Genomic DNA, 26,282 nt, shown 5'->3' with positions numbered 1-26,282 from the left:
GCGGCTACTTCGGTGGTACCGAACACATCGTCGTGTCGGTGCTTTGAAGGACTTGCATTGCAAGTTGATGGCCATCAGCGCTGCTGGTCGTCGGTGCATCTTTATGGCATACGAAGGCTGGGTATGAAGCAACTTCCAGGCCCCCAGGGCCTCTATCACCCGTCCAATGAGCACGACTCCTGTGGAGTCGCATTTGTTGTCGACATGCATGGTCGCCGCAGCAGGGACATCGTCGAAAAGGCGATCACCGCTCTGGTCAACCTCGAGCATCGCGGCGCTGCCGGATCAGAACCCAACACGGGTGACGGTGCGGGCATTCTGCTGCAGGTTCCCGACAAGTTCTTCCGAGCTGTCGTGGACTTCGCGCTGCCCGCCGAAGGCGCGTACGCAACCGGTATCGCATTCCTCCCGCAGGGCGACGCCGATGCACACGAGGCTGCTGCTGCAGTCGAGAAGATCGTCGTCGAAGAGGGCCTGAAGGTTCTCGGCTGGCGCGAGGTCGGAACCGACGACTCATCGCTTGGCGCATTGGCGCGCGACGCGATGCCGACGTTCCGTCAGATCTTCATCGGCTCCGAGGGTGACAAGTACACCGGCATGGATCTCGAGCGTCGTGCATACGTGGTGCGTAAGCGCACCGAGCACGAACTCGGCTCCGAAGGCGCCGGCAAGGGTGGCCCGGGTAGCGAGACCGTGTACTTCCCCAGCCTGTCCGGCCAGACGTTCGTCTACAAGGGCATGCTCACCACCCCGCAGCTCAAGGGTTTCTACCTCGACCTGCAGGACGATCGTGTCGAGAGCGCACTCGGACTCGTCCACTCGCGCTTCTCCACCAACACGTTCCCGTCGTGGCCGCTGGCGCACCCGTTCCGCCGGGTCGCTCACAACGGTGAGATCAACACAGTCACCGGCAACGAGAACTGGATGCGCGCTCGCGAGTCCCTCATCGACAGCGACGTCTTCGGTGGCCGCGAGAACCTGGACAAGATCTTCCCGATCTGCACCCAGGGCGCCAGCGACACCGCTCGTTTCGACGAGGTGCTCGAGATGCTGCACCTCGCCGGCCGCAGCCTGCCGCACGCAGTTCTCATGATGATCCCCGAAGCCTGGGAGAAGCACGAGAGCATGGACCCCGCTCGTCGGGCGTTCTACGAGTACCACTCGGCTCTCATGGAGCCCTGGGACGGACCGGCGTCGGTGTGCTTCACCGACGGCACCGTCATCGGCGCCGTGCTGGACCGTAACGGTCTGCGTCCGTCGCGTCTGTGGATCACCGAAGACGGCCTCGTCGTCATGGCGTCGGAGGTCGGCGTTCTGCCGATCGATCCGTCCACCGTGGTCCGCAAGGTCCGCCTCCAGCCCGGCCGCATGTTCCTCGTGGACACCGCGCAGGGCCGGGTCATCAGCGACGACGAACTCAAGTCCGAACTCGCTGCCGAGCACCCGTACCAGCAGTGGATCGACGAAGGTCTGATCCACATGGACGACCTGCCGGACCGCCCGTACACATACATGTCGCACGAGCGCGTCGTGCTGCGTCAGCAGCTCTTCGGTTTCACCAGCGAAGAGGTCAACCTGCTGGTCAAGCCGATGGCACTCTCCGGTGCCGAGGCACTGGGCTCGATGGGTACCGACACTCCGATCGCCGTGCTCTCGTCACGTCCCCGGATGCTGTTCGACTACTTCTCGCAGCTCTTCGCTCAGGTCACCAACCCGCCTCTCGACGCGATTCGTGAAGAGGTTGTCACCAGCCTCGGCGCGACCATCGGCCCCGAGGGCGACCTGCTGCACCCGAATGCGGACTCCTGCAAGCAGATTGCGCTCCCGCAGCCGATCCTGCACAACGACGATCTGTCGAAGCTCGTTCACGTCAACGACGACGGCGAATTCCCGGGCTTCCGCAGTGTCGTGATCCGCGGCCTGTACCCCGTCAAGGAAGGCGGCGACGGTATCCGTCGTGCGCTCGAGGGCATCAAGTACCAGGTCTCGCAGGCAATCGAGGGTGGCGCACGCATCGTCGTGCTCTCGGACCGCGAGTCCACCGAGGATTACGCGCCGATCCCGTCGCTGCTCCTCACCTCAGCCGTGCACCACCACCTGGTTCGTGAGAAGTCGCGCACCAAGGTCGGCCTCATCGTCGAGGCCGGCGACGCCCGCGAGGTGCACCACATGGCGCTCCTCATCGGCTTCGGTGCCGCAGCGGTCAACCCGTACATGGCTTTCGAGACTATCGACGAGTTCCTGCAGAACAAGGAACTCGAGGGCCTGACCCTCGAGAAGGGCATCGCGAACTACATCAAGGCAGCCGGCAAGGGTGTCCTGAAGGTGATGTCCAAGATGGGCATCTCGACGCTCGCGTCGTACACCGGTGCTCAGCTGTTCCAGGTCATCGGCCTCTCGCAGGAGCTGACGGACGAGTACTTCACCGGTCTGCAGTCGCAGCTCGGTGGCATCGGCCTCGACCAGATCGCAGCCGACGTCGAAGCACGTCACCGCATCGCGTACCTCGATCGCCCCGAAGAGCGCGCTCACCGCGAGCTCGAGGTCGGCGGCGAGTACCAGTGGCGTCGTGAAGGCGAGTACCACCTGTTCAACCCGGATACGGTCTTCAAGCTCCAGCACGCAACTCGCACAGGTCAGTACGAGGTGTTCAAGGAGTACACGACCATGGTCAACGACCAGTCGGAGCGCCTTGCCGCTCTGCGTGGTCTGTTCGACTTCAACATCGGCAAGCGGCCGTCGATCTCGATCGACGAGGTCGAGCCGGCCAGCGAGATCGTCAAGCGTTTCTCGACGGGTGCGATGAGCTACGGCTCCATCTCCGCCGAGGCTCACGAGACTCTCGCCATCGCGATGAACCGTCTGGGCGCCCGCTCCAATTCCGGTGAGGGCGGCGAACATCCGTCGCGCTTCACGCCGGACGAGAACGGCGATCTGCGACGCAGTGCCATCAAGCAGGTCGCGTCGGGACGCTTCGGTGTCACCTCGCACTACCTGAGCAACTGCACCGACATCCAGATCAAGATGGCGCAGGGAGCCAAGCCCGGTGAGGGCGGCCAGCTTCCGGCTCACAAGGTGTACCCGTGGGTGGCCGAGGTTCGGCACTCCACGCCTGGCGTCGGCCTGATTTCGCCGCCGCCGCACCACGACATCTACTCGATCGAGGATCTCGCTCAGCTGATCCACGACCTGAAGAACGCCAACCCGCAGGCCCGCATCCACGTGAAGCTGGTCTCCGAGGTCGGCGTCGGAACCGTCGCGGCCGGTGTCTCCAAGGCACATGCCGACGTCGTTCTGATCTCCGGTCACGACGGTGGCACCGGTGCCACCCCGCTGACCTCCGTCAAGCACGCGGGCGCACCGTGGGAGCTCGGCCTCGCCGAGACCCAGCAGACGTTGCTGCTCAACGGTCTCCGTGACCGCATCGTCGTGCAGGTCGACGGCCAGCTCAAGACGGGTCGCGACGTCGTCGTTGCTGCCCTGCTCGGCGGCGAGGAGTTCGGTTTCGCCACCGCACCGCTGGTGGTCTCGGGCTGCATCATGATGCGCGTCTGCCATCTCGACACCTGCCCCGTCGGTGTCGCGACGCAGAACCCGTTGCTGCGTCAGCGTTTCAGTGGCAAGCCGGAATTCGTCGAGAACTTCTTCATGTTCATCGCCGAAGAGGTTCGCGAGCTTCTCGCGGAACTCGGTTTCCGCACGCTGCTCGAAGCCGTCGGCCAGGTCGACATGCTGGACACCACGCGCGCTCTCGATCACTGGAAGGGAAGCAAGGCAGGCAATCTCGATCTGTCGCCGATCCTGACCCAGGTCGAGTCCGCGTTCATGGACCAGGACGTCCACTGCACCGGTACGCAGGATCACGGTCTCGACAAGGCGCTCGATCAGCAGTTGATCGTCTCGGCCCGCAACGCACTCGACAAGGGTGAGGCGGTCTCGTTCGAGTCCGCGATCACCAACGTCAACCGCACGGTCGGCACCATGCTCGGCCACGAGGTCACCAAGGCGTTCGGTGGAGAGGGCTTGCCCGAGGGCACCATCGACATCACGTTCACCGGTTCCGCCGGTAACAGCTTCGGTGCTTTCGTGCCCAGCGGTATGACCCTGCGCCTGCACGGCGACGCCAACGACTTCGTCGGCAAGGGCCTCTCGGGTGGACGCATCGTCGTACGCCCGCCGCTCGATGCAGCGGAAGGCTTTGTCGCCGAGGACAACATCATCGGTGGCAACGTCATCCTGTTCGGCGCCACCAGCGGCGAGGCTCTGCTTCGCGGTGTCGTCGGCGAACGCTTCGCAGTCCGTAACTCCGGCGCCACTGCCGTCGTCGAGGGTGTGGGCGATCATGGTTGCGAGTACATGACGGGTGGAAAGGTGGTCATCCTCGGAGCCACCGGACGTAACTTCGGCGCCGGCATGTCCGGTGGCGTCGCGTACATCTACAACCCCGACAAGGCATTCGAGAAGAACCTCAACACCGAACTGGTGGACCTCGAGGATCTTTCGGGCGACGACTTCACCTGGTTGAAGAGCGTCATCGAACGTCATCGCGACGAAACCGGCTCCGAGGTTGCCACGCGCATCCTCGGCGACTGGTCGCAGCAGGTGGGTCACTTCGCAAAGGTGATGCCCCGCGACTACAAGAAGGTTCTTTTGGCCATCGCGGCCGCAGAGAAGGATGGCAAGAACGTGGACGAGGCAGTTATGGAGGCAGCTCGTGGGTGATCCAAGCGGCTTCCTGAAGCACACGTCGCGCGAACTTCCGGTTCGCCGGCCGGTGCCGTTGCGCCTGCTCGACTGGAAAGAGGTCTACGAGGAGTTCCCGAAGGAAACCCTCCAGACCCAGGCCAGCCGTTGCATGGACTGCGGAATTCCTTTCTGCCACAACGGTTGCCCTCTCGGAAACTTGATCCCCGAGTGGAACGACCTGGTCTTCAAGGACCACTGGCACGACGCCATCGAGCGTCTGCACGCGACCAACAACTTCCCGGAGTTCACCGGTCGTCTGTGCCCCGCACCCTGTGAGGCTTCCTGTGTCCTGGGCATCAACCAGGATCCGGTCACCATCAAGCAGGTCGAGGTCGAGATCATCGACAAGGCCTTCGACGAAGGGTGGGTCAAGCCGGTTCGCGCCGCGCACGCCACCAACAAGAGGGTCGCAGTTGTCGGCAGTGGTCCGGCCGGTCTGGCTGCAGCGCAGCAGCTGACCCGCGCCGGTCACGCAGTTACGGTCTTCGAGCGGGCAGACCGCATCGGCGGCCTGCTGCGCTACGGCATCCCCGAGTTCAAGATGGAGAAGCGGCACATCGACCGCCGTCTCGAGCAGATGGAAGCCGAAGGCACCGTCTTCAAGACCAACGTCAATGTCGGCGTGGACATCACCGCGGACGAGCTGCGCGAGCAGTTCGACGCAGTGGTTCTGGCCGGCGGCGCCACCGCAGCTCGCGATCTGCCGATCCCGGGCCGCGAACTGGACGGCATCCACCAGGCGATGGAGTTCCTGCCGATCGCCAACCGTGTGCAGTTGGGTGACCTCGACGCTCCCACCATCACCGCTGAGGGCAAGAAGGTTGTCATCATCGGCGGCGGCGACACCGGCGCGGACTGCCTCGGTACCTCGCACCGTCAGGGCGCAGCCAGCGTGCACCAGTTCGAGATCATGCCGCGTCCCCCGGAGACTCGCGCCGAGCAGACTCCGTGGCCGACGTACCCGCTCATGTTCCGCGTGGCTTCGGCTCACGAGGAAGGCGGCGAGCGTCTGTTCTCCGTCAACACCGAGAACTTCGTCGGTGAAAACGGCAAGGTCACCGGACTCAAGGCTCACGAGGTCGAGATGAAGTCGGGTCGTTTCGAGAAGGTCGAGGGCTCGGACTTCGAGCTCGAAGCCGATCTCGTGCTCCTGGCAATGGGCTTCGTCGGCCCCGAGAAGCCGGGTCTGCTCACCGATCTCGGTGTCGACTTGAACGAGCGCGGCAACGTCGCCCGCACGTCGAAGTGGAACACCAACGTCGACGGCGTGTTCGTGGCCGGTGACATGGGCCGCGGTCAGTCCCTAATCGTCTGGGCCATCGCCGAGGGACGTTCCGCAGCAGCCGCTGTGGACACCTACCTCGAGGGTGTCACCGCCCTTCCGTCACCGATCCACCCGACAGCGGCTCCGCAGCGCTAGAGGCTCTTACAAAGCCGCACCCCATCGCATTCGGTGGGGTGCGGCTTTGTTTCTGCAAGTAGTTCGCACGATCTGTAACAAACCTTCATCAATCGTGCATCGGACAGACACAACGCCCAGACAGTATGATTCCGGAGCATCGATAGTGGTGTATGGGTTGCTTAAGTTAAATCAGGGGAGTTTCATGCGTGCGAGGCGTCTCGTTGCGGTGTTGTCGGCACTAGCTGCGGCAGTAGTGGTACCGGTTGTCAGTTCTCCCGTGGCGTCGGCTGATCCCTGCCCCGGTCTGTACGTCGTGGCCATTCCTGGAACCTGGGAGCCTTCGGGTACTTCTCCCGGTGCCGGCATGCTTGCCCCGGTCACCAACGGCCTTCCCGGTTCCGTACGCACCGATTACGTCACGTACTCGGCAACGGCCTTCCCGTGGGAGTCCAACGTCTACGCCAAGTCGAAGCAGCAGGCAGTCGACAACGCCCGCGGCATGATCGCCGCGATGGCCGCCTCGTGCGGTGACACCCGCTTCGCGATCGTCGGATACAGCCAGGGCGCCGACGCGGCAGGCGATCTCGCAGCCGAGATCGGAACCGGCATCGGCGTTGTTCCCCCGACTCGCGTCGAGGGCGTCGGCCTCCTGTCCGATCCCCGCCGCTCCGAGTCAGACGTCCTGATCGGACCTGCTGTCGGAGGCAACGGAGCCAGCGGCGCTCGCATCGGTGGATTCGGTTGGCTGTCAGGCAAAACGGTGACGCTGTGCGCCGTCGGTGATCTGTACTGCTCGACGCCCAAGGACGATTTCGTGATGCGTCTGGCCGGGTTCATGGCTCAGGTTTCCGACCCCACTCCGGCAAACGCTCTCTCGCTTCGCGACGAGGCCGCCGTGATCGTGAACGATCTGGTCACTGCAGGCGGACTCCCCGCACTGATGGCTCAGCTCGATCCAGGCGCGAACTCGCGGCGCGTCGATCAACTGGTCGCCTTCTACGGCTCGCAGGTTCACACCGACTACACGCGTTACGTTGTTGACGGCGCAGGCAATTCGGCTACATCCTGGCTGCACAACTGGTTGGCCGGCAAAGCCTGATCAGCAGTACGTCTGCTCCGCGGTGTCGACGTAGATCTCGGCGATCCGCTGCGAAGACATCGGCGTGATCTGTGAGTACACCTCGCCGACGGAGTTGAACTCCGCCAGCACCTCGGACCGCGGCATGCCGTCGGCCAGAGCCTTGCAGGTGCCGTCGGCGTAGAGGATCTCGGCGGAATCCATTCCGGCGGGCGGGATCCCGGCCAGACGTAGTGCAGCGATGTACCGCTGTCCCTTCTCGCCTGCGTTCGCGACGATCTCGTCCGGTGAGCGTGCGTCGATCGGTGCGTTCGCCGGTGGCGCTACCGGTGGCGCTACCGGAAGCGACACCTGCGGGGGCGTCGATTCGACGACGCTCGGCGCTGCTTCCGCAGGTTCGGCGAGTGGGCTGGTCGGCAATTCGGGGAGCGAACTGGGAGCAGTCGAACTCGACGTTGCCGCCACCGTGGTGCTGGTGGCAGCAGATGTGGATTCCGCTGCGTTGCTGTCGGATTGGCTGCTGCAGCCGCTGAGGAGTAGGCCCGCTGCCGCGACGCAGAGGACCAGTCTGTTCGTGTTCATCACCCGTGAGTGTTACACACCGTACCGCTTAGTTTGTCCGTTTTAAGGAAACTCCCTTTTGCCCTGTTTTTAAGTCGAAGTCCTGTGATATACATCTGTTCAGTTGTTACTTGTGAGTAGGAGCACACCGCAAGACCTTGTCGGCGGCGGTCGAAACACAAGCAATGACTGCGAGTTTCGTCCCCCATCACATAAACGGCAGGGAGAAATCAGTGCAGAAATCTCACAAGAACGGCAACAGACGTCTCGGCACGCGCGTGGCCGTTATTGCAGGTACCGCAGGTGCAGTGCTGGCTTTTGCAGCGCCGATGGCCTCGGCTCAGGACCCGGTCGACAATTCGGTACCGGGCGCCGCAGTGTGTCCGGCTACTGCCGAATCCTGTGTGTCGGTAGTGGTTCAGAGCGGAACCTTCGACAACAACGGCTTCAACCTCCCGATCGGAAAAGGCGACATGATCATTGCCGCCGAGGCCGGCTCCGGTGAAGGTGAGTCCACCGTTCTTCTCCCGCGCGACGACGGACACAACGGTGTCTACTCCAAGCCGCTGACGGTTCCCGGCGGCGTTCTGGGAATCGATCTTCCGTTCGGCAATCTCTTCGGCCTGGCCGCAGTAACGGCCGAGGTGGAGGCAACGGCTGCGCCGACCCTCAACGGAATCATCACCGACATGGATCTGAGCATCCCGGTGCGGATGAAGATCAACAACGCGTTCCTCGGTGACAACTGCTACCTGGGTTCCGCGGCGGCACCGGTGAATCTCCGTCTCGCGCCTGACCCGTCAGTAGTACCGACCTACACGGTGCTTCCGTCGACTGCGCTGAAGGTGAGCCCGGTCGGGAACGAGGCCACCGGCTTCGCGCTGCCCGCTGCCAGTGGTTGCGGACCGTTCGGAGTGCTGAATCCGATCGTCAACTGGCGAGCAAAGGTGCCGGCCACTTCCGGAACCTCGCTCAGCACGATCTCCGACGCCTACCTGTATCCGGGCGGGCTCACCGGTAGCGATCCTCTCGACGATCTCGGTGGCGGAACAGGATCCAGTGGTTCCAGTGGCTCGAGCGGTTCGTCCGGAAGCTCCGGTTCCTAGAAACTCGGATGCCTAGACGCAGCGGTGGTGACGGAATGTCACCACCGCTGCGGCGTCCGACCTGTAATAACCTGTGCCTCAGGGTGGGCGAAGGCGGCACTCCATCAGGAGGACCTGCGCGGCCACGAAATCACAGGGGAGTCCTCAAACATGTTTCGAGACAGCGTTCTTGCCGGTCCGGTCCTGCGTCGAGGTGTGACGGCACTGGCAGTTGCTGCCGCAGCCACCATGTTTGTCGGCACCGCAGCAACGGCGGAGCCGGCAGCAGTTGTCGGTGAGGTGTCCGCGGACTCCATCGCGGCAGCCCGTGCGCAGGCCATCGGAACGACGGTCACCGTCGTCGGAACCGCGACTACGCCGTCCGGAGTGTTCGAATCCAGCTTCTACGACAAGGGCTTTGGTCTCCAGAGCGGCAATTCGGGCATTTACATCAGCGATCCGAACAACTCCGGGATTGCTCTCGGCGATCAGGTTCAGGTCACCGGAGTCCTCGCGGATCAGGAAGGCCTGCTCGTCGTCCGCCCGACTGCCGTCGAGGTAATCGGCACGACCACCCAGATCAGCCCGGCGCGATTGCCCCTCAATGCAATCGGTGAGGGCAGCGAAGGCCGTCTCGTGACGGTGTCCGGGATCGTGAGCGGACCCGTCGTCGACGATCTGCCGTACGGCCACAAGATCCTGGTGTCCGGCGTCGACGGAAACACCGTCATCTTCGTCAACACCCAGACCGGAATCGACGTCGACGCCATTGCAGTCGGACGCCCGATCACCGTCACCGGCTTCAGCGGCCAGTACGCCAGCACCTACGAGGTTCTTCCCCGTTCGGAAGCCGATGTGCAGCAGGGTTTCACGGGCAGCCTGAGTTTCGGAAGCTGACCTAGATCTCGAACCGAGCTCCGACGCGCATCGACCCGGGAGACAACCGGCTGATCGTGCGTCCGAGCTTGGCTTCGACGGTCACGGGCACCACGGCCTTGTTCGTGCGAACTGCTTTCACGATGGCACTGGCCACCCGGTCGGGGGTGAAGTTTCGTTTGCGGTAGAAGTTGTCGACCTTGGTTTGATTTTCGAGTTGTTCTTCGGCGGTGGTCCCGGCGAACTCGGTGGTCTTGAGGATGTTCGTGTGCACGAGGCCGGGGCAGATGGTGCTGACGCCGATGCCGTGTGGAAGTAGCTCTGCCCTTAGGCAATCCGAGAGCATGAATACCGCTGCCTTGCTTGTCGAATACGCGGTGAGTGCCTTCTGTGGCGTGTAGGCGGCGGCCGAGGACAGGTTGACGACGTGTCCGCCGGTTCCCCGGGCGATCATCATCGGGGTGAATGCCCGGCAGCCGTAGACAACTCCCCAGAAGTTGATGTCCATGACGCGCTCGAACTGGCGCTGCTCGGTGTCGGCGAATGTCCCGGAGAACCCGATTCCAGCGTTGTTGACGACGACGTCCGGCACGCCGTGATGCGCCGCGACTGTCTCCGCGAATCGGATCACGGCCTGTTCGTCGGACACGTCGACCTGGTAGGCGTGCGAACCGCCACCGAACACCGCTTCGGCTCCGCTGGCCTGAGTGGGTGTGTTGATGAGTGCCGCAGTGTCCTGCGCGCTTTCGAGGTTGATGTCGGAGACGACGACGATAGCTCCCTGGGCCGCGAAGGCGAGGGCCGTTTCACGCCCGATGCCGCTGCCTGCACCGGTGACAACTACGAGCGTGCCGGTGAGGTCGCGTAGTCGACGCTGCAACTTCGTGCCGCGTCGCCAGCCGGTGACGTCCTTCAGTAGCCCCATTGGTTGCCCTTTTCGTGTGTACGTTTGCGGCGTGTGTCTCTAGCTGACTTCCCCTCTGCGAAAGGTATCCGATGAGGGAGCTTCGTGTCGTACGAGTCGTTAGAGTGCGCACATCTGCAGGTTGCACTGGCCGCGGCTGCCCACTCCTCGACGGTGCTCCGGCGGTTCACCCGTTGAGGACACTCGAATCGGAATGAATTCCTGACCTTCGCTAACGGCCCGACCTGCAAATGTCGCTCGAAAACTGAACAATCTTCTCGCTACATTCCACTGAGCGGGACCTGCAACTAATCCCTGTGCCTTACGTCACAAACTGTCTCGACAATGCTTCACATCACAGTTTCTGACCTGGAGGTTTTGAATGAGTCGCAGTTCTCGGCGCGGTCACCGCAAGGTTGCCGCCGTCGCGCTGGCTGTCTCCGCCGGCCTGTTCGTCTCGTCGTGCGCTGACAGCGGGAACGGGGGTGGGAGCGGCGACGCACCGGATTCCGGTTCAGGGTTGTCCATCGGCCCGGTCAACGAGCAGTCCGACGAGGGTGACGCGGTCAAGGGTGGCACGCTCACGTTCAGCGGGTATTCCGCTGTCACGAATCTCGACCCCGCGAAGACGCAGATCGCCGGTTCGGTCGCCGGTTCGGAGCTGGGCGCCATCTACGACACCTTGCTGCGCTACGACCCGGCGTCGAAGGAATTTGTTCCGAAACTCGCGGAGTCGATGGAACCGAGTTCCGATTTCAAGACGTGGACTCTCGAACTGCGCGACGGTGTGAAGTTCAGCGACGGGACTCCGGTGGATTCGGCGGCCGTTTCGGCGAGCCTCAATCGCTACGTCACCAACAAGGGGCCGCAGTCGAGCCTGTACGCGTCGAAGGTTGCGTCGGTCGACACCCCGGACGCGTCGACGGTCGTCTTCAATCTTGTCGACCCGTGGACCGGTATCGAGTCACTGCTCTCCACCGGACCCGGCATGATCGTCGCGCCGAGCGCCCAGCAGGGCGATCAGTTCACCCCGATCGGCGCGGGCGCGTTCACCCTCGAGAAGTTCGCTCCCAACGAGGAATTGATCCTCGACGCTCGGGAAGACTACTTCGACGGTGCCCCGAACGTGGACAAGCTGCGGTTGATCAGCATCGTCGGTTCACAGTCCACCACCGAATCCCTCAAGAGCGGCGGCACCGACGTCGCGTACATGCGTTCGCTTCCGAACGTCCTGGATCTGATCGACTCCGGCTACCCAGGCTTCGTCGACATCCCGTCGCTGTCGTACCTCTCGCTCGTCAACACGGCTCCCGGTCGTCCCGGTGCCGACGTGCGGGTGCGTCAGGCATTGGCGCTCGCGACCGATCCCGTCGCTCTCGACAACCGACTCAACGAAGGTAAGGGTCTACCCGGCCAGGTCATCTTCCAGGACACCTCTCGCTGGCACAACGACGTCGCTCCGATCGGCGTAGACACCGCCAAGGCGAAGCAGTTTCTCGACGAGGCCAAGGCCGACGGTTTCGACGGCAAGATCACATACCTGACGCTGCAGGAGAATTCGGCGCAGGCGATGGCTCTGGCTCTGCAGTCGATGGCCAACGCCGTCGGTTTCGATTTCCAGATCGAGTACGTCAACTCGGTTGCCGACGTCGTCAAGCGTTTGTACGCCGACCGCGACTTCGACATGGCAACAGGTTCCGCCAACCTCGCGGAAGCCGATCCCTTCGAGCGTCTGTACTCGAATCTCAAGACCGGTGGGCGAAACAACGCCGCGAGTTTCTCCGACCCCGAGATGGATACGCTGCTCGACCAGCTGGGTGTAGCGACGTCGAACGACGCGAAGATCGAGGTGCTCGCCAAGATTCAGGAGCGCGCCAATGAGGTTGTGCCGTGGCAGGTTTACGGCAACACTCCGTGGCTCGGTGTGTGGGGACAGAACGTCCACGGCATTCAGCAGAGCCTGGACGGAATCATGTTCTTCGACAAGGCCTGGAAGAACTAGACACCTGAAGAAGTGACCAAACCCGAGAAGCGTCCCTGCGGGGACGCTTCTCGGCATCGGAGAGTGTGATTGGTCAAGAAGTGAGATCGAGGGCAGCGCGGACGATGCTGTCGGAGTCGAGTCCGTGGTACCGGTAGACGTCTTCGAGTGAACCGACCTGACCGAACCGGCTCACTCCGAGCGCAGCCCCCGGAACGTTGTTGATTCCCGTCAGGAACGCGAGGGTGTGCGGGTGCCCGTCGAGAACGGTGACCATCGGCGCGGACCGGCTACTCGGAAAGACCTGATCCAGGATCCATGACGGACCGTCCGCGAGACCGCGCCGAGACTGGAGTGCTTCGAAGAGCAAGCCGGGGCTGGTCACGCACACGACATCGGCGGAAATACCTTGCTCGCCCAGTCTTTCGGCGGCGACAAGTGTTTCGGTGACGGTGGCACCCATACCGACCAGGGTGATGGCCGGATCAGGGTTGTGCCGCAGCGTGTACGCGCCGGCCACCACCTGACGTCGACGGCGTTCTCGCGCAGCCGGATCGGTCGGCACCGCGGCCAAGGCCTGATCGACCGGACGGGTCGACAGACGCAGATACGACGAGCTGCCGTCTGGTCGGCCGAGGCGTCCGATGCTGTCGAGGAGCGTCCACTCCACGTCGACGGCGAATGCCGGTTCGAAACTGACGCACCCCGGCTGTTCGAGTCCGATGGACGGAGTCTTGATCGACTGGTGCGCACCGCCTTCGGCTGCCAGGGTGACGCCCGACGGAGTGCCGACCATGATCGACTGTCCACCGGCGTAGATGCCGTACGACCACGGTTCGAGAGCCCGCTCGATGAAGGGGTCGTACATCACGCCGATCGGGAAGAGCGGCTGGCCCCAGCGACTCCAGGTTGCACCGAGTTCGCCCATCAGCCCGACCAGGTTGGTCTCGGCGATACCGAGTTCCATGTGCTGACCGGTGGGCTTCTCACGCCAGTGCATGATCGTTTCGGCGTCGTCGGCAAACCAGTTGTGCCGCTCGTTGGGGGACCAGACCCCGACCTTGTTCAGCCACCCTGCCAGGTTGGTGGTGGAACTGACGTCCGGGCTCAGTGTGACAACACGTTTCGCGGCGTCCGGCGCCTCTCGGCTCAGGTCGAGTAGCACCCGACCGAGAGCTGCCTGAGTGGTGGATGTGCCGGAGGGGGTACGGCCGATGTCCGCCGGAACTGCCGGGGGCACCAGATGCTCCACCTTCGGGCGAGCCAGGCGCCCAGCGGTTTCGGCGCAGATGCGGCCGGACGGGCCGTCCGCCTCGAACCGTTCCCAGGGCTTCGACGGATCCATGCCGAGTTCCGCCGCCAGAATCTCGTACTGCTCGGTGGTGAGCAGCGACGAGTGGTTCTGCGGATGGCCCTGCGTCGGCAGGCCCCGGCCCTTGATCGTGTACGCGATGATCACGGTGGGGCGGGTGTCGTCGATCTGCGCGTACGCCTCTCGCAGAGCGTCGAGGTCGTGGCCACCGAGATTGCGGATGGCCTCGAGCACCGTGGCGTCGTCGAGGTCGTTGATCAGCGACGTGATCGCGTCGGCGTCCGCCGCGTCGCCGGGCAGCCTCAGACGGACCTCGTCGGCCGTGCATCGCAGCAGACGCTGATACTCCGGATTCGGCATGTCCAGGATTCGTTCGCGCAACGCGGTGCCGCCCGGCCGGGTGAAAAGTGATTCCAGGAGCGCGCCGAATTTCACGGTGATGACCTGCCAGCCGGCGCCCGAGAACATGCGCTCCAGGCGGGTTGCCGCGATGTTCGGCACCACCCGGTCGAGTGATTGGCGGTTGAGGTCGACGATCCACACGATCTCACCCAGTTCGGCAACCGAATGATCGAGAACTGCTTCCCACACAGCGCCCTCGTCGAGTTCGGCGTCACCGACAAGGGAGTACTGACGCCCGGTTCCGGCGCCGCCGAGGGAGGCGTCGACGTATCGGCGTGCGATGGCGCCCCAGATGGGAGCCGTCGCACCGATTCCCACCGATCCGGTCGAATAGTCCACCGGATCAGGATCTTTTGATCGACTCGGGTAGCTCTGCAGGCCCCCGAACTCGCGCAGCGTTGTCAGGTACGACTCCTCGAGTTCACCGAGCAGATAGTTGATGCCGTGGAGCACCGGAGCCGCGTGCGGCTTGACGGAAACCCGGTCGCCGGAACGAAGTTGGCCGAACCACAGCGACGTCATGATCGAGACCATCGACGCGCACGAGGCCTGGTGGCCGCCGACTTTGAGCCCACTGGGATTCGGACGGACACGGTTGGCGTGATGGATCATCGCGGTCGACAACCACAGAACACGCTTCTCGATCTCCGCCAGTGGATCGGGAGCGTTCTGGTTGATGCTGGGGCTGTTCACGGCCGGTCCTGCCTTCAATAGTTGACATCGATCGCCACACCGCCTGTACCCCAGATCATGGGGCCGACGATGTGGTTGTGATGTTTGGCAGGACTTCCTGAGGCCGAACCGTTCGGCGCGGCAAAGTCCAGCCGCACCTGTCGATCTGTTGTGCAGATTCTGCGTCAAAGTCCATCATCGGCATACAGATTGGGCAATAGCTACCCAGTGGATTGAGCAATGTGCGCAACACCGGGCCCTGTGCGCCGTGCGAGGTGGGCACTATGCGCAGCACAATGCGAGTCGTGCGCGCTCAATCCATCAGATCGTGGACGTAGCACCAGCGCCAGGATTCGCCGGGCTCGTGCGAGCGCATGATCGGGTGCGCGGTGTCGCGATAGTGGTTGGTCGCGTGCTGATGGGGGCTGGAATCGCAGCACCCGACGTGGCCGCAGGACAGGCACATGCGCAGGTGAGACCAGTTATCCTCGCCCAACTCGGCGCACTCCTGGCAGACGCCGGGCGTCAGCGCCGCCGGGTCCGTTTCGGGCGCATTGGTTAGTTCCTCGCAACCGGTCGGAGCGGGTGCGGGCTGCTGTGTGCGAGCTGCTGCTCGCTTCAGGATTTTCTTCATCGCCTTCCATACTGCATGCTGCCAGAGTGAACGGCATATTACTGGGGGTTGTAGTAGCGGCGTTGCTGGTGGCGGCGGTCGCGCGAAGGTTCGGATTGTCTTCGCCGCTGATCCTTGTCCTGGTCGGTTTGATCGCCTGCCAGATACCAGGTGTTCCGGAGTTGGAGCTCGATCCGGACCTCGTCCTGTTCGTCGTGTTGCCTCCACTTCTCTACTCGGCGGCGCTGGACAGTTCATACCTGGCACTGCGGTCCAATCTGCGTCCGATCGGATTTCTCGCAGTGGGGCTGCCCCTGGCGACGACGGCAGCGGTGGGCTTTGTCGCCTACCTGATCGTGCCGGAGTTCTCGATTGCGGCCGCACTGGTTCTCGGCGCCATCGTGGCGCCGCCGGACGCGGTGTCCGCGAGTGCAATCGGACGCAAGCTCGGTCTGCCGCGCCGAATCATGACCCTGCTGGGCGGGGAGAGCCTGCTCAACGACGCCACCGCTCTGACGGCCTACAAGGTTGCTCTCGCCGCGGCGGTGGGTACCGGTGCGACACTGATCGGCGGCTTCGAGACCTTCCTCGTCGCAGCGGTCGGTGGAACGGTGATCGGCCTCGCGGTGGGCTTTGTCATCTCGAAGGTTCGCGGCAAACTGCAGGATCCGGTGATGGAGAGTGGAATCGGATTGGTGGTGCCGTTCTTCACCTACCTGGCTGCAGAAGAGGTCCACGCGTCGGGCGTCATCGCGGTCGTCGTGGCCGGATTGTTCCTCGGCCAGCGCTCGACCCGCGCGAGTTATGCGACGCGCTTGCAGGACACTGCAGTGTGGAAGGCCGTCGACCTGATCCTGGAATCGTTCGTCTTCCTGTTGATCGGGCTCCAATTGCCCAGTGTTGTCAACGGATTGCAGGGGTACAGCACCTCGATCGTCGTCTGGGCGTCGATTGCCGTGCTCGTGACCGTCGTGGTGGTGCGGATCGCCTGGGTGTTCCCGTTCACGTATGTACCGCGTTGGCTGTCGCCCCGTATCCGAGCGAGGGAGCCGGAGATTTCGGCGCGGGCAGTGTTCGTCGTGTCGTGGGCCGGTATGCGAGGGGTCGTGTCGCTGGCTGCTGCCTTCGCGATTCCGTTGACGGTCAACAGTGGTGAAGACTTCCCGGGCCGTTCGCTGATCCTGTTCCTGACGTTTGTCGTCGTGGTCGGCACGCTGCTGCTGCACGGCCTGACATTGCCGTGGGTCATCCGTGTCCTCGGTGTGCAAGGAGACGAGGAGCAGTCCGACGCACGCGCCGAGGCTGCGGCTCAGGACAAGGCTGCACGCGCTGCTGCGGCCCGGTTGGACGAATTGGTCGGAGCAGACGCCGACGACGTCCCTCAGGTCCGCAATCGCGCCGCGGACATTTTGCGGAGCTGGAACACCCACCGCGCGAACTCGGCGTGGGAGCGACTGGGACGCAGCGACGAGGATCTGGGGGAGAGCCCGTCGAACGCCTTCCGCTCGCTGCGCCTCGAGATGATCGATGCCGAGCGAGGTGTGTTCATCGCCGAGCGCGATGCCGGCCGGATCGACGACGAGGTTCTCCGCAAGGTACTTCGAGAGCTCGATCTCGAGGAAGCCACGCTCGACCGGGACTAGACCGGCTGGTCTGATGTCGGTGAGGGTAATCGCTGGCCAGGGTCGGTTTACCTGGCCGTTGAGGCCTGCAACTTAACCGATTCCACTGAGCGAGACTCGATCCAATTTTCTGTGCCTCCCGTCACAGACTGTTTCGTGTTCAACATCACGTCACGGTCTTACCCCGCCTTGGAGGCATTCGAATGAGTCGTAGTTCCCGCCGCGGAAGTCGCAGATTGGCTGCGGCTGCGCTGGCGATCACCGCAAGTATGTTCCTGGCGTCGTGCGCCGACAACGGCTCGAGCAATGGCGGCGGCGAATCCGCTGATTCCGGTTCCTCGCTGAAGATCGGCATGGTCAACGAGCAGGCCGACCCCGGCACTCCCACCAAGGGCGGCACGCTGACGTTCAGCGGCTACTCGGCGGTCACGACTCTCGATCCCGCGAAGGCTCAGGTTGCCGGCGCCACCGGCGGCAGCGAGCTCAGCGCCATCTACGACGTGCTCATGCGCTACGACCCCATCGGGCAGAAGTTCGAGCCCAAGCTCGCCCAGTCGCTCGAAGCGAGTTCGGACAGCAAGACCTGGACGCTGAAGCTCCGCGACGGTGTGAAATTCAGCGACGGAACAGCTTTCGATTCCAAGGCAGTGGCGGACAGTATCAACCGCTACGTCACCAACAAGGGGCCGCAGTCGAGCCTGTGGGCTTCCAAGGTTGCCTCGATCGACACCCCCGACGCGACGACCGTCGTCTTCAACCTCGTTGATCCGTGGACGGGCATCCAGTCGATGCTCGCTACCGGACCCGGCATGATCGTCGCGCCGAGCGCCCAGCAGGGCGATCAGTTCACCCCGATCGGTGCCGGCGCGTTCACTCTCGAGAAGTTCGCTCCCAACGAGGAACTGCTGTTGGCTGCTCGCCCCGACTACTACGACGGCGCACCGAACATCGACAAGCTCAAGCTGATCAGCATCGTCGGCGCTCAGCCCACCGCTGAAGCCCTCAAGACCGGCGGCATCGACGCCGCGTACATGCGTACGCTCACCCCGATCCTGGATCTGATCGAGTCGGGTTACCCCGGCTTCGTCGACATCCCGTCGCTCGGTTACATCGCCAACGTGAACATGGCCCCAGGTCGCCCGGGCTCGGATGTTCGTGTCCGCCAGGCGATGGCGCTTGCCGTCGATCCGGAAACGCTCAACACCCGCGTCAACAACGGCAAGGGACTGCCCGGCCAGGAGATCTTCCAGGACACCTCGCGCTGGCACAACGACGTCGCACCGATCGGCGTCGATCCCGCCAAGGCGAAGGAACTGCTCGATCAGGCCAAGGCCGACGGCTACGACGGAAAGATCACCTTCCTCTCCATCCAGGAACCGTCCGCCCAGGCAACGGCTCTGGCCATCCAGGCAATGCTCAACGCTGTCGGATTCGACGCTCAGATCGAATACGTCACCGGTGCAGGTGATCTGGTCAAGCGGATGTATGCCGATCACGACTACGACATGAGCACCGCAGCACTGAGCCTCGCCGAGGCCGATCCCTACGAGCGTCTGTACACGGGCATCAAGTCCGGCGGCCGTAACAACGCCACCGGCTACTCCGACGCCGAAATGGACGCTCTCCTGGACAAGTTGGGCGTCGCAACCACCGACGACGACAAGAAGGCAGTCCTGGCACAGATTCAGGAACGCGCCAACGAGACCGTCCCGTGGCAGGTGTGGGGCAACGTCGCCGCACTTGACGTCTGGAACCAGAACGTTCACGGTCTCGAGCAGAGTCTCGACGGAATCGTGCTCTTCGACGGAGCTTGGAAGTCCTAGAGAGCCTGAAGTCCTGGAGAGCTTGAACCAAGACCTGAAATCAGAGGAACTGCTGTGTATTGCGAGCTCGCTGTCCGAAGGAGACGAAATCGATGAACATCGGCGCAATAGGTAAGAAATTGGGCCAGCTCGTCATTGTGATCCTGATCGTCAGCTTCGGAACCTTCGTGCTGGCATCACTGATCCCCGGCGATCCTGCTGTCTCCGTTCTAGGTGAAGGCCGAACGCCCGCCGAGTACGAGGAAGTTCGGCAGCAGCTCGGGCTCAACGATCCACTCCTGGTTCGCTATTGGGACTGGCTGACCAGCGCTCTCCAGGGCGACCTCGGTAATTCGCTTGTTCCCCCGCAGCAGGACGTTCTGACTGCGATCGGCTCGGCACTGCCCGTCAGCGTTCAGTTGGCCGTGATGGGTCTGGTCATCGCACTCGTCGTCGCCGTGCCGCTCGCACTCTGGTCGGCGCACCACGAAGGCGGCGTCATCGACCGCGTCATCAGCGCCGCGACGTTCGGTGTTCTTTCCGTCCCGAGCTTCCTCGCCGGTCTGTTGCTGATCATGGTCACCGTCAATTGGCTCGGCTGGTTCCCGCGATCACAGTGGGTGCGCATCGGGGACAGCCTCTCCGGAAACCTCTCACACGCAATACTCCCGGCTATCACCATCAGCCTCCTCGAGATGGCGATGTTCACTCGCGTTCTCCGATCCGATCTGGTGACGACGCTCCGTGAGGATTACATCCTCGCTTCGAAGGCGAAGGGAATGCCCACGCTGCGAGTGCTTTTCAGTGACGCGCTCCGACCGTCGTCGTTCTCGCTCATCACGATGATGGGTCTGGCTCTCGGCGGCATGATCGGCAGCACCGTGATCGTCGAGACGCTGTTCTCGTTGCCCGGAATGGGCACGCTCATCGTCCGCGCAGCGCAGCAAGGTGATTCGCCGATGCTGCTTGGCGCGGTGGTCGTGATCGCGGTCATCTACGTCCTCGTCAACAGTGCGATCGATGTTCTGTACACCTATCTTGACCCGAGGAGTCGTCGTGTCCATGTCTGAAGTGACGCCAGACGGAGCGGCCCCGTCGCCGGCCCCGTCCGAGGTGATGACATACCGGCAGCAGACAGTCCTGCTGGCTCCCGGTCCCGTCGAGACGTTGGAACAGCCCAAGAATCTGGTCCTGATCGGATCGATTCTCACGGTGATCGGCGTTGCGCTGCTCGGCACCGCACTCTTCGGTTCGGCCATCATGATGACCGTCCGCATCGTGCTCGCGCTCGTTGCCCTGGTTTTCCTCTTCAAGGGTCTCGGCAAGCTCGGTACGTCCAAGTGGGGCAGTCAGTTCGATCTCTCGTACTGGTTGGCGTGCATCTGGCTGGCCGCGCTGATCCTGGCCGCGATCTTCGCACCGCTGCTGCCGCTCGGTGAGTACAAGGACACGGTCAAGACCTTGGCCGAGCCGGGCTTCGCCTCGCCGAGCCTGCTCTCCGATCACCCGTTGGGTACCAACAACTTCGGTCTCGACCTGCTTGCCCGCGCTTTGTTCGGTGCCAGGGCATCCTTGACCGTGGCCATCTGCGCCGTACTGATCGGCATGATCATCGGCGGCACCATCGGCGTCATGGCCGGTTACTTCCGCGGCAAGGTCGACGCAGTCGTCGGAATCCTGACCAACTCGCTGCTGGCCATTCCTTCTCTGGTGCTGTTGATCGCACTGGCCGCGGTGCTCACGTCGAACCTGCGCAACATCACCCTCGCACTCTCGATTCTCTGCATTCCCAGCATGGTTCGAATCGCCAGGGCCAACACCATCGTCGTCGCCCAACGGGAGTTCGTGCTTGCCGCGCGGGCCATGGGCGCCACCAAATGGCGCGTCATCTGGCGCGAGTTGGTTCCCAACGTCCTCGTTCCGGTCGCCGCGCTCGGCCTGGTGGCCGTCTCCGGCCTGATCGTCGCGGAAGCATCACTCAGCTTCCTCGGACTCGGTATCGCACAACCTGATCCGACCTGGGGCAACATGATTGCGGAGGGCCAGGGTGGGATCGTGGAGAAGCATCCGTTCATCGTTCTGGTTCCCGGCGTCTTCCTCTTCCTGACGGTGTTCTCCTTCAACCTCATCGGCGAGAAGTATCGGAGTAAGCTGTGACCACTTCAGTTCAGAACGGCGTTCCGCTACTGCAGGCGGACAACATCAGGACCGTATTCGCCACTCCGCGTGGCCAGTTGCGAGCAGTCGACGGTGTCTCGATCCACGTTTCCGCCGGTGAAACTCTCGGTATCGTGGGTGAATCCGGTTCTGGCAAGTCGGTTCTCGGACGCACCATCATGGGTCTGCTGCAGAAGGGTCCGGCTCTGGACATCAGCGGGACGGTGACGTTTGCCGGCCGCGACATGTCGACCATGAAGAAGTCGGAGATGAAGCACTTCTGGGGACCCGAGATCGCCATGGTCTTCCAGGATCCGATGACCTCGCTCAATCCGTTCAAGCGCATCGGTACCCACATCACCGAATCCTTGAAGTTCCACCTGGGTCTGAAGAAGGACGCGGCCCGCGATCGCGCTGCGGAACTCCTGTCGATGGTGGGTATCCCCGAGCCCAAGCGTCGGCTCGATCAGTACCCCCACGAACTTTCGGGCGGTATGCGTCAGCGTGTGGTCATCGCGATGGCCCTGGCCTGCGAGCCGAAACTGCTGATCGCGGACGAGCCGACCACAGCTCTCGACGTGACCGTGCAGAAGCAGATCCTCGACCTGCTCGCCTCGCTCAACGACAAGCTCAACATGGCCGTCATCCTGATCAGCCACGACCTCGGTGTGGTCTCGGGTCGGTCGGATCGTGTCGCCGTCATGTACGCCGGTTCCGTCGTGGAAACGTCGGCCACCGAAGAGTTGTTCACTCGTCCACGCCACCCGTACACCGAAGCGCTTATGGCCGCGATTCCGCGACTCGAATCGCCGACGCACACAGTGCTGCAGACAATTCCGGGTGGACTGCCGGACATGACGAAGCCGATCACCGGTTGCCGCTTCGCCGCTCGCTGCCGGTACGCCCAGGACGACTGCCTGACCGGCGAACCGGCTCTGGCTCCCGGTGGCCTGGGAGACAACACAACCGAAAGCCACACGTTCGCGTGCCACTACCCGGTCGACACCCCTGAAGGCACAACGGCATTGGTCGCCAACGAGAAGGCCGGCACTACCGCAGCGGGTCTCTCGCTCGCGGTGAAGGAGATGGTCTGATGACTGCAGCAACCGAAACCAGAAAGCCCGAGACGGTGGACGCGGCCCTGACGGTCGAGGACCTGGTCGTCGAATTCAACGTCGGCAAGGGGCAGACCGTTCACGCCGTGTCCGGGATCAGCTTCACCGTCGCTCCGGGTGAAACATTGGGCGTTGTCGGTGAATCCGGCTGTGGCAAGTCCACAGCGGGCCGGGCGATCATGCAGTTGCCCTCACCGACGTCGGGCTCCATTCGCCTCGGAGAGACCGAAATGACGGCACTGGGCGCGGAAGAACTGCGTCGCAGTCGCACTCAGTTGCAGATGATCTTCCAGGACCCGATCTCCTCCCTGAACCCTCGTCGCAAGGTCAAGGCTCTCATCACCGAGGGTCCGTCGATCTGGGGCGGAAAAGACAAGGCCGCCATCGAAGCTCGGGCACGCGAGGTTCTTGCCGAGGTCGGGTTGGACCCGGACATGGTGTGGGACCGGACCCCGCGGGAACTCTCGGGTGGTCAGTGCCAGCGTGTGTGCATCGCCCGCGCGTTGATGCTGGACCCCAAGGTCCTGATCTGTGACGAGCCGGTCTCGAGCCTCGACGTCTCCGTGCAGGCGCAGATTCTGAACCTGCTCGAGGATGCGAAGAAGCGTCACGGGCTGTCTTTGCTGTTCATCGCGCACAACATGGCCGTCGTGAAGAACATCAGCGACCGCGTGATGATCATGTACTTGGGCCGCGTCTGCGAAATCGTTCCCGCAGAAGACATGCAGAACCGCGCGCTGCACCCGTACACGCAGCTACTGCTGTCGTCGATTCCCGATCCTGATGCCACCGTCACCGCAGCGCAGAACGTCGAGCAGAAGGTTATCGAGCTGCCGTCGCCGCTCAATCCGCCCAGCGGCTGCCGGTTCCGCACGCGGTGCCCGCTGGCCACGGATCTCTGCGCCGAGGAAGTTCCCGAACTTCGTCTCGTCCAGGGCGGTCATCAGGTGGCGTGCCACAACGTGTGACTACACGCGAAGCATGTTGCGTACGTGACCGGTTTCGTTGATCGACCCGACCCTGCGGCTTCCGTCCCGGGAAACAAGAATTCGCGTGACGGACACGTACTCGATCGGGAAGGTCAACGGACGCTCCAGCCCGAGTAGTTCCTGCAGAACGATATTGATGACGCCGCCGTGGCAGAAGATCGCCACGGTGGCGTTGTTGTCGGTTGCGGCTACGACGTCGTCGATCGCACCGAGGACTCGCGCACGAAAAGTGTCGCCGTCCACCGACTCGGGTAGCCATCCGGCCTTGATGCGCGCATACGTTTCCGGTGCGCGTTCCAAGACCTCGTGCATCGGGATGTAGTGGGGCTGCTCGTAGTCGTACTCCGCCAGACCCTCGAGCTGGGTGACCGGAAGATCCAATGCCTGCGCTACCGGGTCCGCGGTCTCGAGTGCGCGCTTCTGCGGGCTACTGAAGAGCCCGGTGATCCGGTAGGGGGCCAATGCCGCAGGCAGCCGAAGTGCCTGCACGCGACCGGCGTCGGTCAGTGAGGGATCGGCGAAGCCTTCGGTGACCTCGGCGAGTTCGGGGAGCGCGTGTCGGATCAGGAGTAGTTGCACCCACGTCACCTTGCCATGTACAGATCGACGGCCACCACGAGGTTTCGGCCTTCGCGTTTCGCCTGGTACATGGCGGTGTCGGCGATGTCGAGCAGAGCGTCCATCTCGGCCATTGCCTGATCTACCCAGGCGACTCCGATACTGACCGTTCCGGCGAAGCCGCGGATGGATCGGGAGTGCGCCTCCTGTCTCTGCCTGATGCGTTCTGCCAGGGCAATTGCTTCCTCGAATGTGCAGTCGGCGGCGGCGACGGCAAATTCCTCACCGCCAAGGCGACCGGACAGTCCCAGCCCTTCGGTAGTGGCGAGGAGGGTGTTTCCGAACTGTTCGAGGACCGAATCTCCGGTGAGGTGGCCGAGGTTGTCGTTGATCGATTTGAAGTGGTCGAGATCGAGCATCATGACGGCGATCGATTTTCGCGCTGTGTGTTGGGTGTCGAGGAGTTCCTGCGACTGGGTCCAGAACGCATGTCGGCTCAGCGTTCCGGTCAGGGCGTCGCATTCGGCGATGCGTTGGAGTTCACGTTCAGCGCGTCGCTGTGCGCCCGTGGCGACGGCTACCGCGATGGGGGAGAGCGCCATCAAGATGACGGAGATTCTGGTGGTCACACCTTCGCTGAGCAGATGAACCGGATCGGCCAGGGCCAACCGCCCCTGGCCCGCCATGATCAGCGCCCACGCGCTCCACCCAGCCGCGAGGAGCGAAGTGCTGAACAGCGAGACGCGCATCGCGCACCACAAGAGCGCCGGCATCGGAAGCAGCAATGCGAGGGCTCCCTGCACTTCGAGGGCCAGCGGGAGGCAGGCGAGGAGGGCTGCCAGCGGCAGAAGGATCTGGGCGACCCGTCGAAGTCGCAGATTCTGCCGCACGGACGGCCCGAACGTACGACGGACGTGGTCGAACGGAGGTGCGGAAAGAAGGATGGGCAGCACGATCAGATAGGTGCACAGGTCGGCGAAGAACCAACCCACCAATTCCGTTCCCGCACCGCTTCCTTCGTGGAGTTGAGTGCGCAGCGCGCTGGCGGACCCAGCCGTGAACGACGCCAGAACCGAGACGACGAAGATTCTGGTCGTGTACTTGGTCTCGGAGATCCGCCGCGGAAAACAGCCGAGCAAGTTCGCGGCGATCAATCCTGTCGTGACGCCGACCAGATTGATCGCATTCAGTTCGAAGGCCCTCTGCACGGGGCTTCCGGTCGCAAGATCCGCCGTCAGCAGCGCGGCGGCGCCGACAGCGAGTCCGATCGGCGCAAACGAGCGTGGGTTACGAAGGAGAATGCCCAGAAGGATCGCGTTGGCGGGCCAGAAGGTCGACAGAAACCCGGGCGGACGGGCGGCGATGCCGGCGAGTGCGACAACGAGTATGGCGACGAAGATCAGCGACGAGCGCACCCGGGTTGTCGAACGATCCATGGCCAGCCTGTCGTAGAAAGCAGAAGCTGTCCGAGCCTAGCAATGATCCGGCTACTGTCCGAGTTGTACGTTGAAGTGTCATTCCCGAGGGTTCGGCTGCGTGAGGCGTCGAATTAAGTTCGCCAACTCCTCGGGCTGATCGATCATCGCGTGGTGATGCGCCGGGCGCAGGACGTGAAAACTCCCGCCGAGGTAGGTGGCGAGTTTCTGCTGCTTTGCCATCCAGGCGATGGACCAGGGAGTGGTGTGGCCAGTGTGTGCGGCAACGACGCTGAGGTCGATGTCGGGCAGTGGGTGCTTGCTCGAGCGTCGTAAAGCGGTGAGCTCCAGCGCCATATCGGTGTACGCGACGTATTCGATCATCGCCGCCTCCAGATAGTGAGGCTCGCGGTAGATCTTCCGGACCCATTCGAGGGTGGCTTCGGACGACCCGCTCGGCGGCACGGACTGGTTGAGGATCTTGCGCGTCGTGGTGCCGAGGAGTCGTTGGAGTCCGGTGGTGCTGAACGAGGCCGCGGCGGCCCGGGAGGCGATCAGCAGCAGGTCGCGGGGGAAAAGACGTTTCGGTTCTTTCTCGGCACTGGAATCGAGGAGCAGCATCCCCGCCGCCCGATCGGGGAACAGTCGCGCGAAGCCTTCGGCGTAGAAGCCGGCGATGGAGTGGCCGACGACGACGGCCGGACCAGTCAGTCCCAGAGTGTCGAGCACGTCGCGGATCCGCTGAGCTTCGCCGCGGACAGTCGGCACGTCGGAAGACGGCTCGCTGAGTCCGAAGCCCGGGCGATCGAAGCGGACGACGGTGTGGTCCGACTGGAGATGACGCGCGCAGTCATCCCAGTCGAACCAGTTGCCCGCCAGTCCGCCGCACAGGACGACGACGGGGCCGTCGCCCTCGGCAAGAACATGCAGTCGGCTCTCGCCGACCTGCAAGATCTCGCCCGGTGGTTTCACGTGGAACAATTCCGGCACGT

General features: G+C 63.3%; 19 protein-coding genes. 12 read left to right on the top strand and 7 right to left on the bottom strand.

The window, feature by feature from the left end; translation table 11 throughout:
• The first annotated feature begins 123 nt into the window (after nucleotides 1-123).
• From gltB to H351_RS02760, 3 genes are all read left to right on the top strand, one after another.
• The gene (gltB, locus tag H351_RS02770) at nucleotides 124-4,722 is read left to right on the top strand and encodes a glutamate synthase large subunit (RefSeq protein WP_020968012.1); all 4,599 of its coding nucleotides are present in this window, start codon (nucleotides 124-126) and stop codon (nucleotides 4,720-4,722) included.
• Nucleotides 4,715-6,166 carry a glutamate synthase subunit beta gene (locus H351_RS02765; RefSeq protein WP_020968013.1) on the top strand — a complete coding sequence of 484 codons (1,452 nt, stop codon included), beginning with the start codon at nucleotides 4,715-4,717 and terminating at the stop codon, nucleotides 6,164-6,166. The genes gltB and H351_RS02765 overlap by 8 nt, the downstream gene beginning before the upstream one ends.
• Before the next feature lie 184 nt (nucleotides 6,167-6,350).
• A complete protein-coding gene (locus tag H351_RS02760) occupies nucleotides 6,351-7,247 on the top strand; it encodes a cutinase family protein (protein ID WP_020905644.1) in 897 nt (298 codons plus the stop codon).
• On the opposite strand, the gene H351_RS02755 is transcribed toward H351_RS02760, so the two are convergent.
• Nucleotides 7,248-7,808 (bottom strand): DUF732 domain-containing protein, encoded by a 561-nt coding sequence (locus H351_RS02755; protein WP_029256844.1) that lies wholly within the window; start codon nucleotides 7,806-7,808, stop codon nucleotides 7,248-7,250. It abuts the gene before it with no gap.
• A gap of 212 nt (nucleotides 7,809-8,020) precedes the next feature.
• Here H351_RS02755 and H351_RS02750 point away from each other — a divergent pair, with 212 nt between their 5' ends.
• Both H351_RS02750 and H351_RS02745 read left to right on the top strand, forming a co-directional pair.
• Nucleotides 8,021-8,893, top strand: coding sequence for a hypothetical protein (locus tag H351_RS02750; RefSeq protein ID WP_020968016.1), 873 nt, complete (start codon nucleotides 8,021-8,023; stop codon nucleotides 8,891-8,893).
• Nucleotides 8,894-9,043: 150 nt separating this feature from the next.
• Nucleotides 9,044-9,769 carry a single stranded DNA-binding domain-containing protein gene (locus H351_RS02745; RefSeq protein WP_029256845.1) on the top strand — a complete coding sequence of 242 codons (726 nt, stop codon included), beginning with the start codon at nucleotides 9,044-9,046 and terminating at the stop codon, nucleotides 9,767-9,769.
• Between the two features lies 1 nt (nucleotide 9,770).
• Here the strand turns inward: H351_RS02745 and H351_RS02740 are convergent, their stop codons facing one another.
• Nucleotides 9,771-10,673, bottom strand: a complete 903-nt coding sequence (locus tag H351_RS02740) for an SDR family NAD(P)-dependent oxidoreductase (protein ID WP_029256846.1) — start codon at nucleotides 10,671-10,673, stop codon at nucleotides 9,771-9,773.
• Between the two features lie 361 nt (nucleotides 10,674-11,034).
• Here H351_RS02740 and H351_RS02735 point away from each other — a divergent pair, with 361 nt between their 5' ends.
• Nucleotides 11,035-12,654 (top strand): ABC transporter substrate-binding protein, encoded by a 1,620-nt coding sequence (locus H351_RS02735; protein WP_029256847.1) that lies wholly within the window; start codon nucleotides 11,035-11,037, stop codon nucleotides 12,652-12,654.
• Nucleotides 12,655-12,727: 73 nt separating this feature from the next.
• On the opposite strand, the gene H351_RS02730 is transcribed toward H351_RS02735, so the two are convergent.
• A complete protein-coding gene (locus H351_RS02730) occupies nucleotides 12,728-15,040 on the bottom strand; it encodes a transketolase-like TK C-terminal-containing protein (RefSeq protein WP_029256848.1) in 2,313 nt (770 codons plus the stop codon).
• 292 nt (nucleotides 15,041-15,332) lie between these two features.
• Complete coding sequence (locus tag H351_RS02725) at nucleotides 15,333-15,653, bottom strand: UBP-type zinc finger domain-containing protein (RefSeq protein WP_029256849.1); 321 nt, start codon at nucleotides 15,651-15,653, stop codon at nucleotides 15,333-15,335.
• A 26-nt stretch (nucleotides 15,654-15,679) separates the two neighbouring features.
• Here H351_RS02725 and H351_RS02720 point away from each other — a divergent pair, with 26 nt between their 5' ends.
• The 6 genes from H351_RS02720 (at nucleotide 15,680) to H351_RS02695 (ending at nucleotide 23,296) form a co-directional block, all read left to right on the top strand.
• Nucleotides 15,680-17,275 (top strand): Na+/H+ antiporter, encoded by a 1,596-nt coding sequence (locus tag H351_RS02720; RefSeq protein WP_020905652.1) that lies wholly within the window; start codon nucleotides 15,680-15,682, stop codon nucleotides 17,273-17,275.
• A 182-nt stretch (nucleotides 17,276-17,457) separates the two neighbouring features.
• The gene (locus H351_RS02715; protein WP_020968021.1) at nucleotides 17,458-19,077 is read left to right on the top strand and encodes an ABC transporter substrate-binding protein; all 1,620 of its coding nucleotides are present in this window, start codon (nucleotides 17,458-17,460) and stop codon (nucleotides 19,075-19,077) included.
• A gap of 92 nt (nucleotides 19,078-19,169) precedes the next feature.
• Nucleotides 19,170-20,126, top strand: a complete 957-nt coding sequence (locus H351_RS02710; protein ID WP_019746259.1) for an ABC transporter permease — start codon at nucleotides 19,170-19,172, stop codon at nucleotides 20,124-20,126.
• Nucleotides 20,119-21,213, top strand: a complete 1,095-nt coding sequence (locus H351_RS02705) for an ABC transporter permease (RefSeq protein ID WP_020968023.1) — start codon at nucleotides 20,119-20,121, stop codon at nucleotides 21,211-21,213. The genes H351_RS02710 and H351_RS02705 overlap by 8 nt, the downstream gene beginning before the upstream one ends.
• Nucleotides 21,210-22,307 (top strand): ABC transporter ATP-binding protein, encoded by a 1,098-nt coding sequence (locus H351_RS02700; RefSeq protein WP_020905655.1) that lies wholly within the window; start codon nucleotides 21,210-21,212, stop codon nucleotides 22,305-22,307. The genes H351_RS02705 and H351_RS02700 overlap by 4 nt, the downstream gene beginning before the upstream one ends.
• Complete coding sequence (locus H351_RS02695; RefSeq protein WP_021332638.1) at nucleotides 22,307-23,296, top strand: ABC transporter ATP-binding protein; 990 nt, start codon at nucleotides 22,307-22,309, stop codon at nucleotides 23,294-23,296. The genes H351_RS02700 and H351_RS02695 overlap by 1 nt, the downstream gene beginning before the upstream one ends.
• Here H351_RS02695 and H351_RS02690 read toward each other — a convergent pair whose 3' ends face one another.
• The 3 genes from H351_RS02690 to H351_RS02680 form a co-directional block, all read right to left on the bottom strand.
• Nucleotides 23,297-23,896 (bottom strand): histidine phosphatase family protein, encoded by a 600-nt coding sequence (locus tag H351_RS02690; protein ID WP_029254119.1) that lies wholly within the window; start codon nucleotides 23,894-23,896, stop codon nucleotides 23,297-23,299.
• Between the two features lie 5 nt (nucleotides 23,897-23,901).
• Nucleotides 23,902-25,311 (bottom strand): GGDEF domain-containing protein, encoded by a 1,410-nt coding sequence (locus tag H351_RS02685; RefSeq protein ID WP_029254120.1) that lies wholly within the window; start codon nucleotides 25,309-25,311, stop codon nucleotides 23,902-23,904.
• Between the two features lie 78 nt (nucleotides 25,312-25,389).
• Complete coding sequence (locus H351_RS02680; RefSeq protein ID WP_020968026.1) at nucleotides 25,390-26,280, bottom strand: alpha/beta fold hydrolase; 891 nt, start codon at nucleotides 26,278-26,280, stop codon at nucleotides 25,390-25,392.
• Between the last annotated feature and the right edge of the window lie 2 nt (nucleotides 26,281-26,282).

It is taken from the genome of Rhodococcus erythropolis R138 (assembly GCF_000696675.2).
Lineage (GTDB): Bacteria > Actinomycetota > Actinomycetes > Mycobacteriales > Mycobacteriaceae > Rhodococcus_F > Rhodococcus_F erythropolis.
The sequence above is the reverse complement of the archived record's forward strand: the minus strand, read 5'-3'. Positions and strand labels throughout refer to the sequence as shown.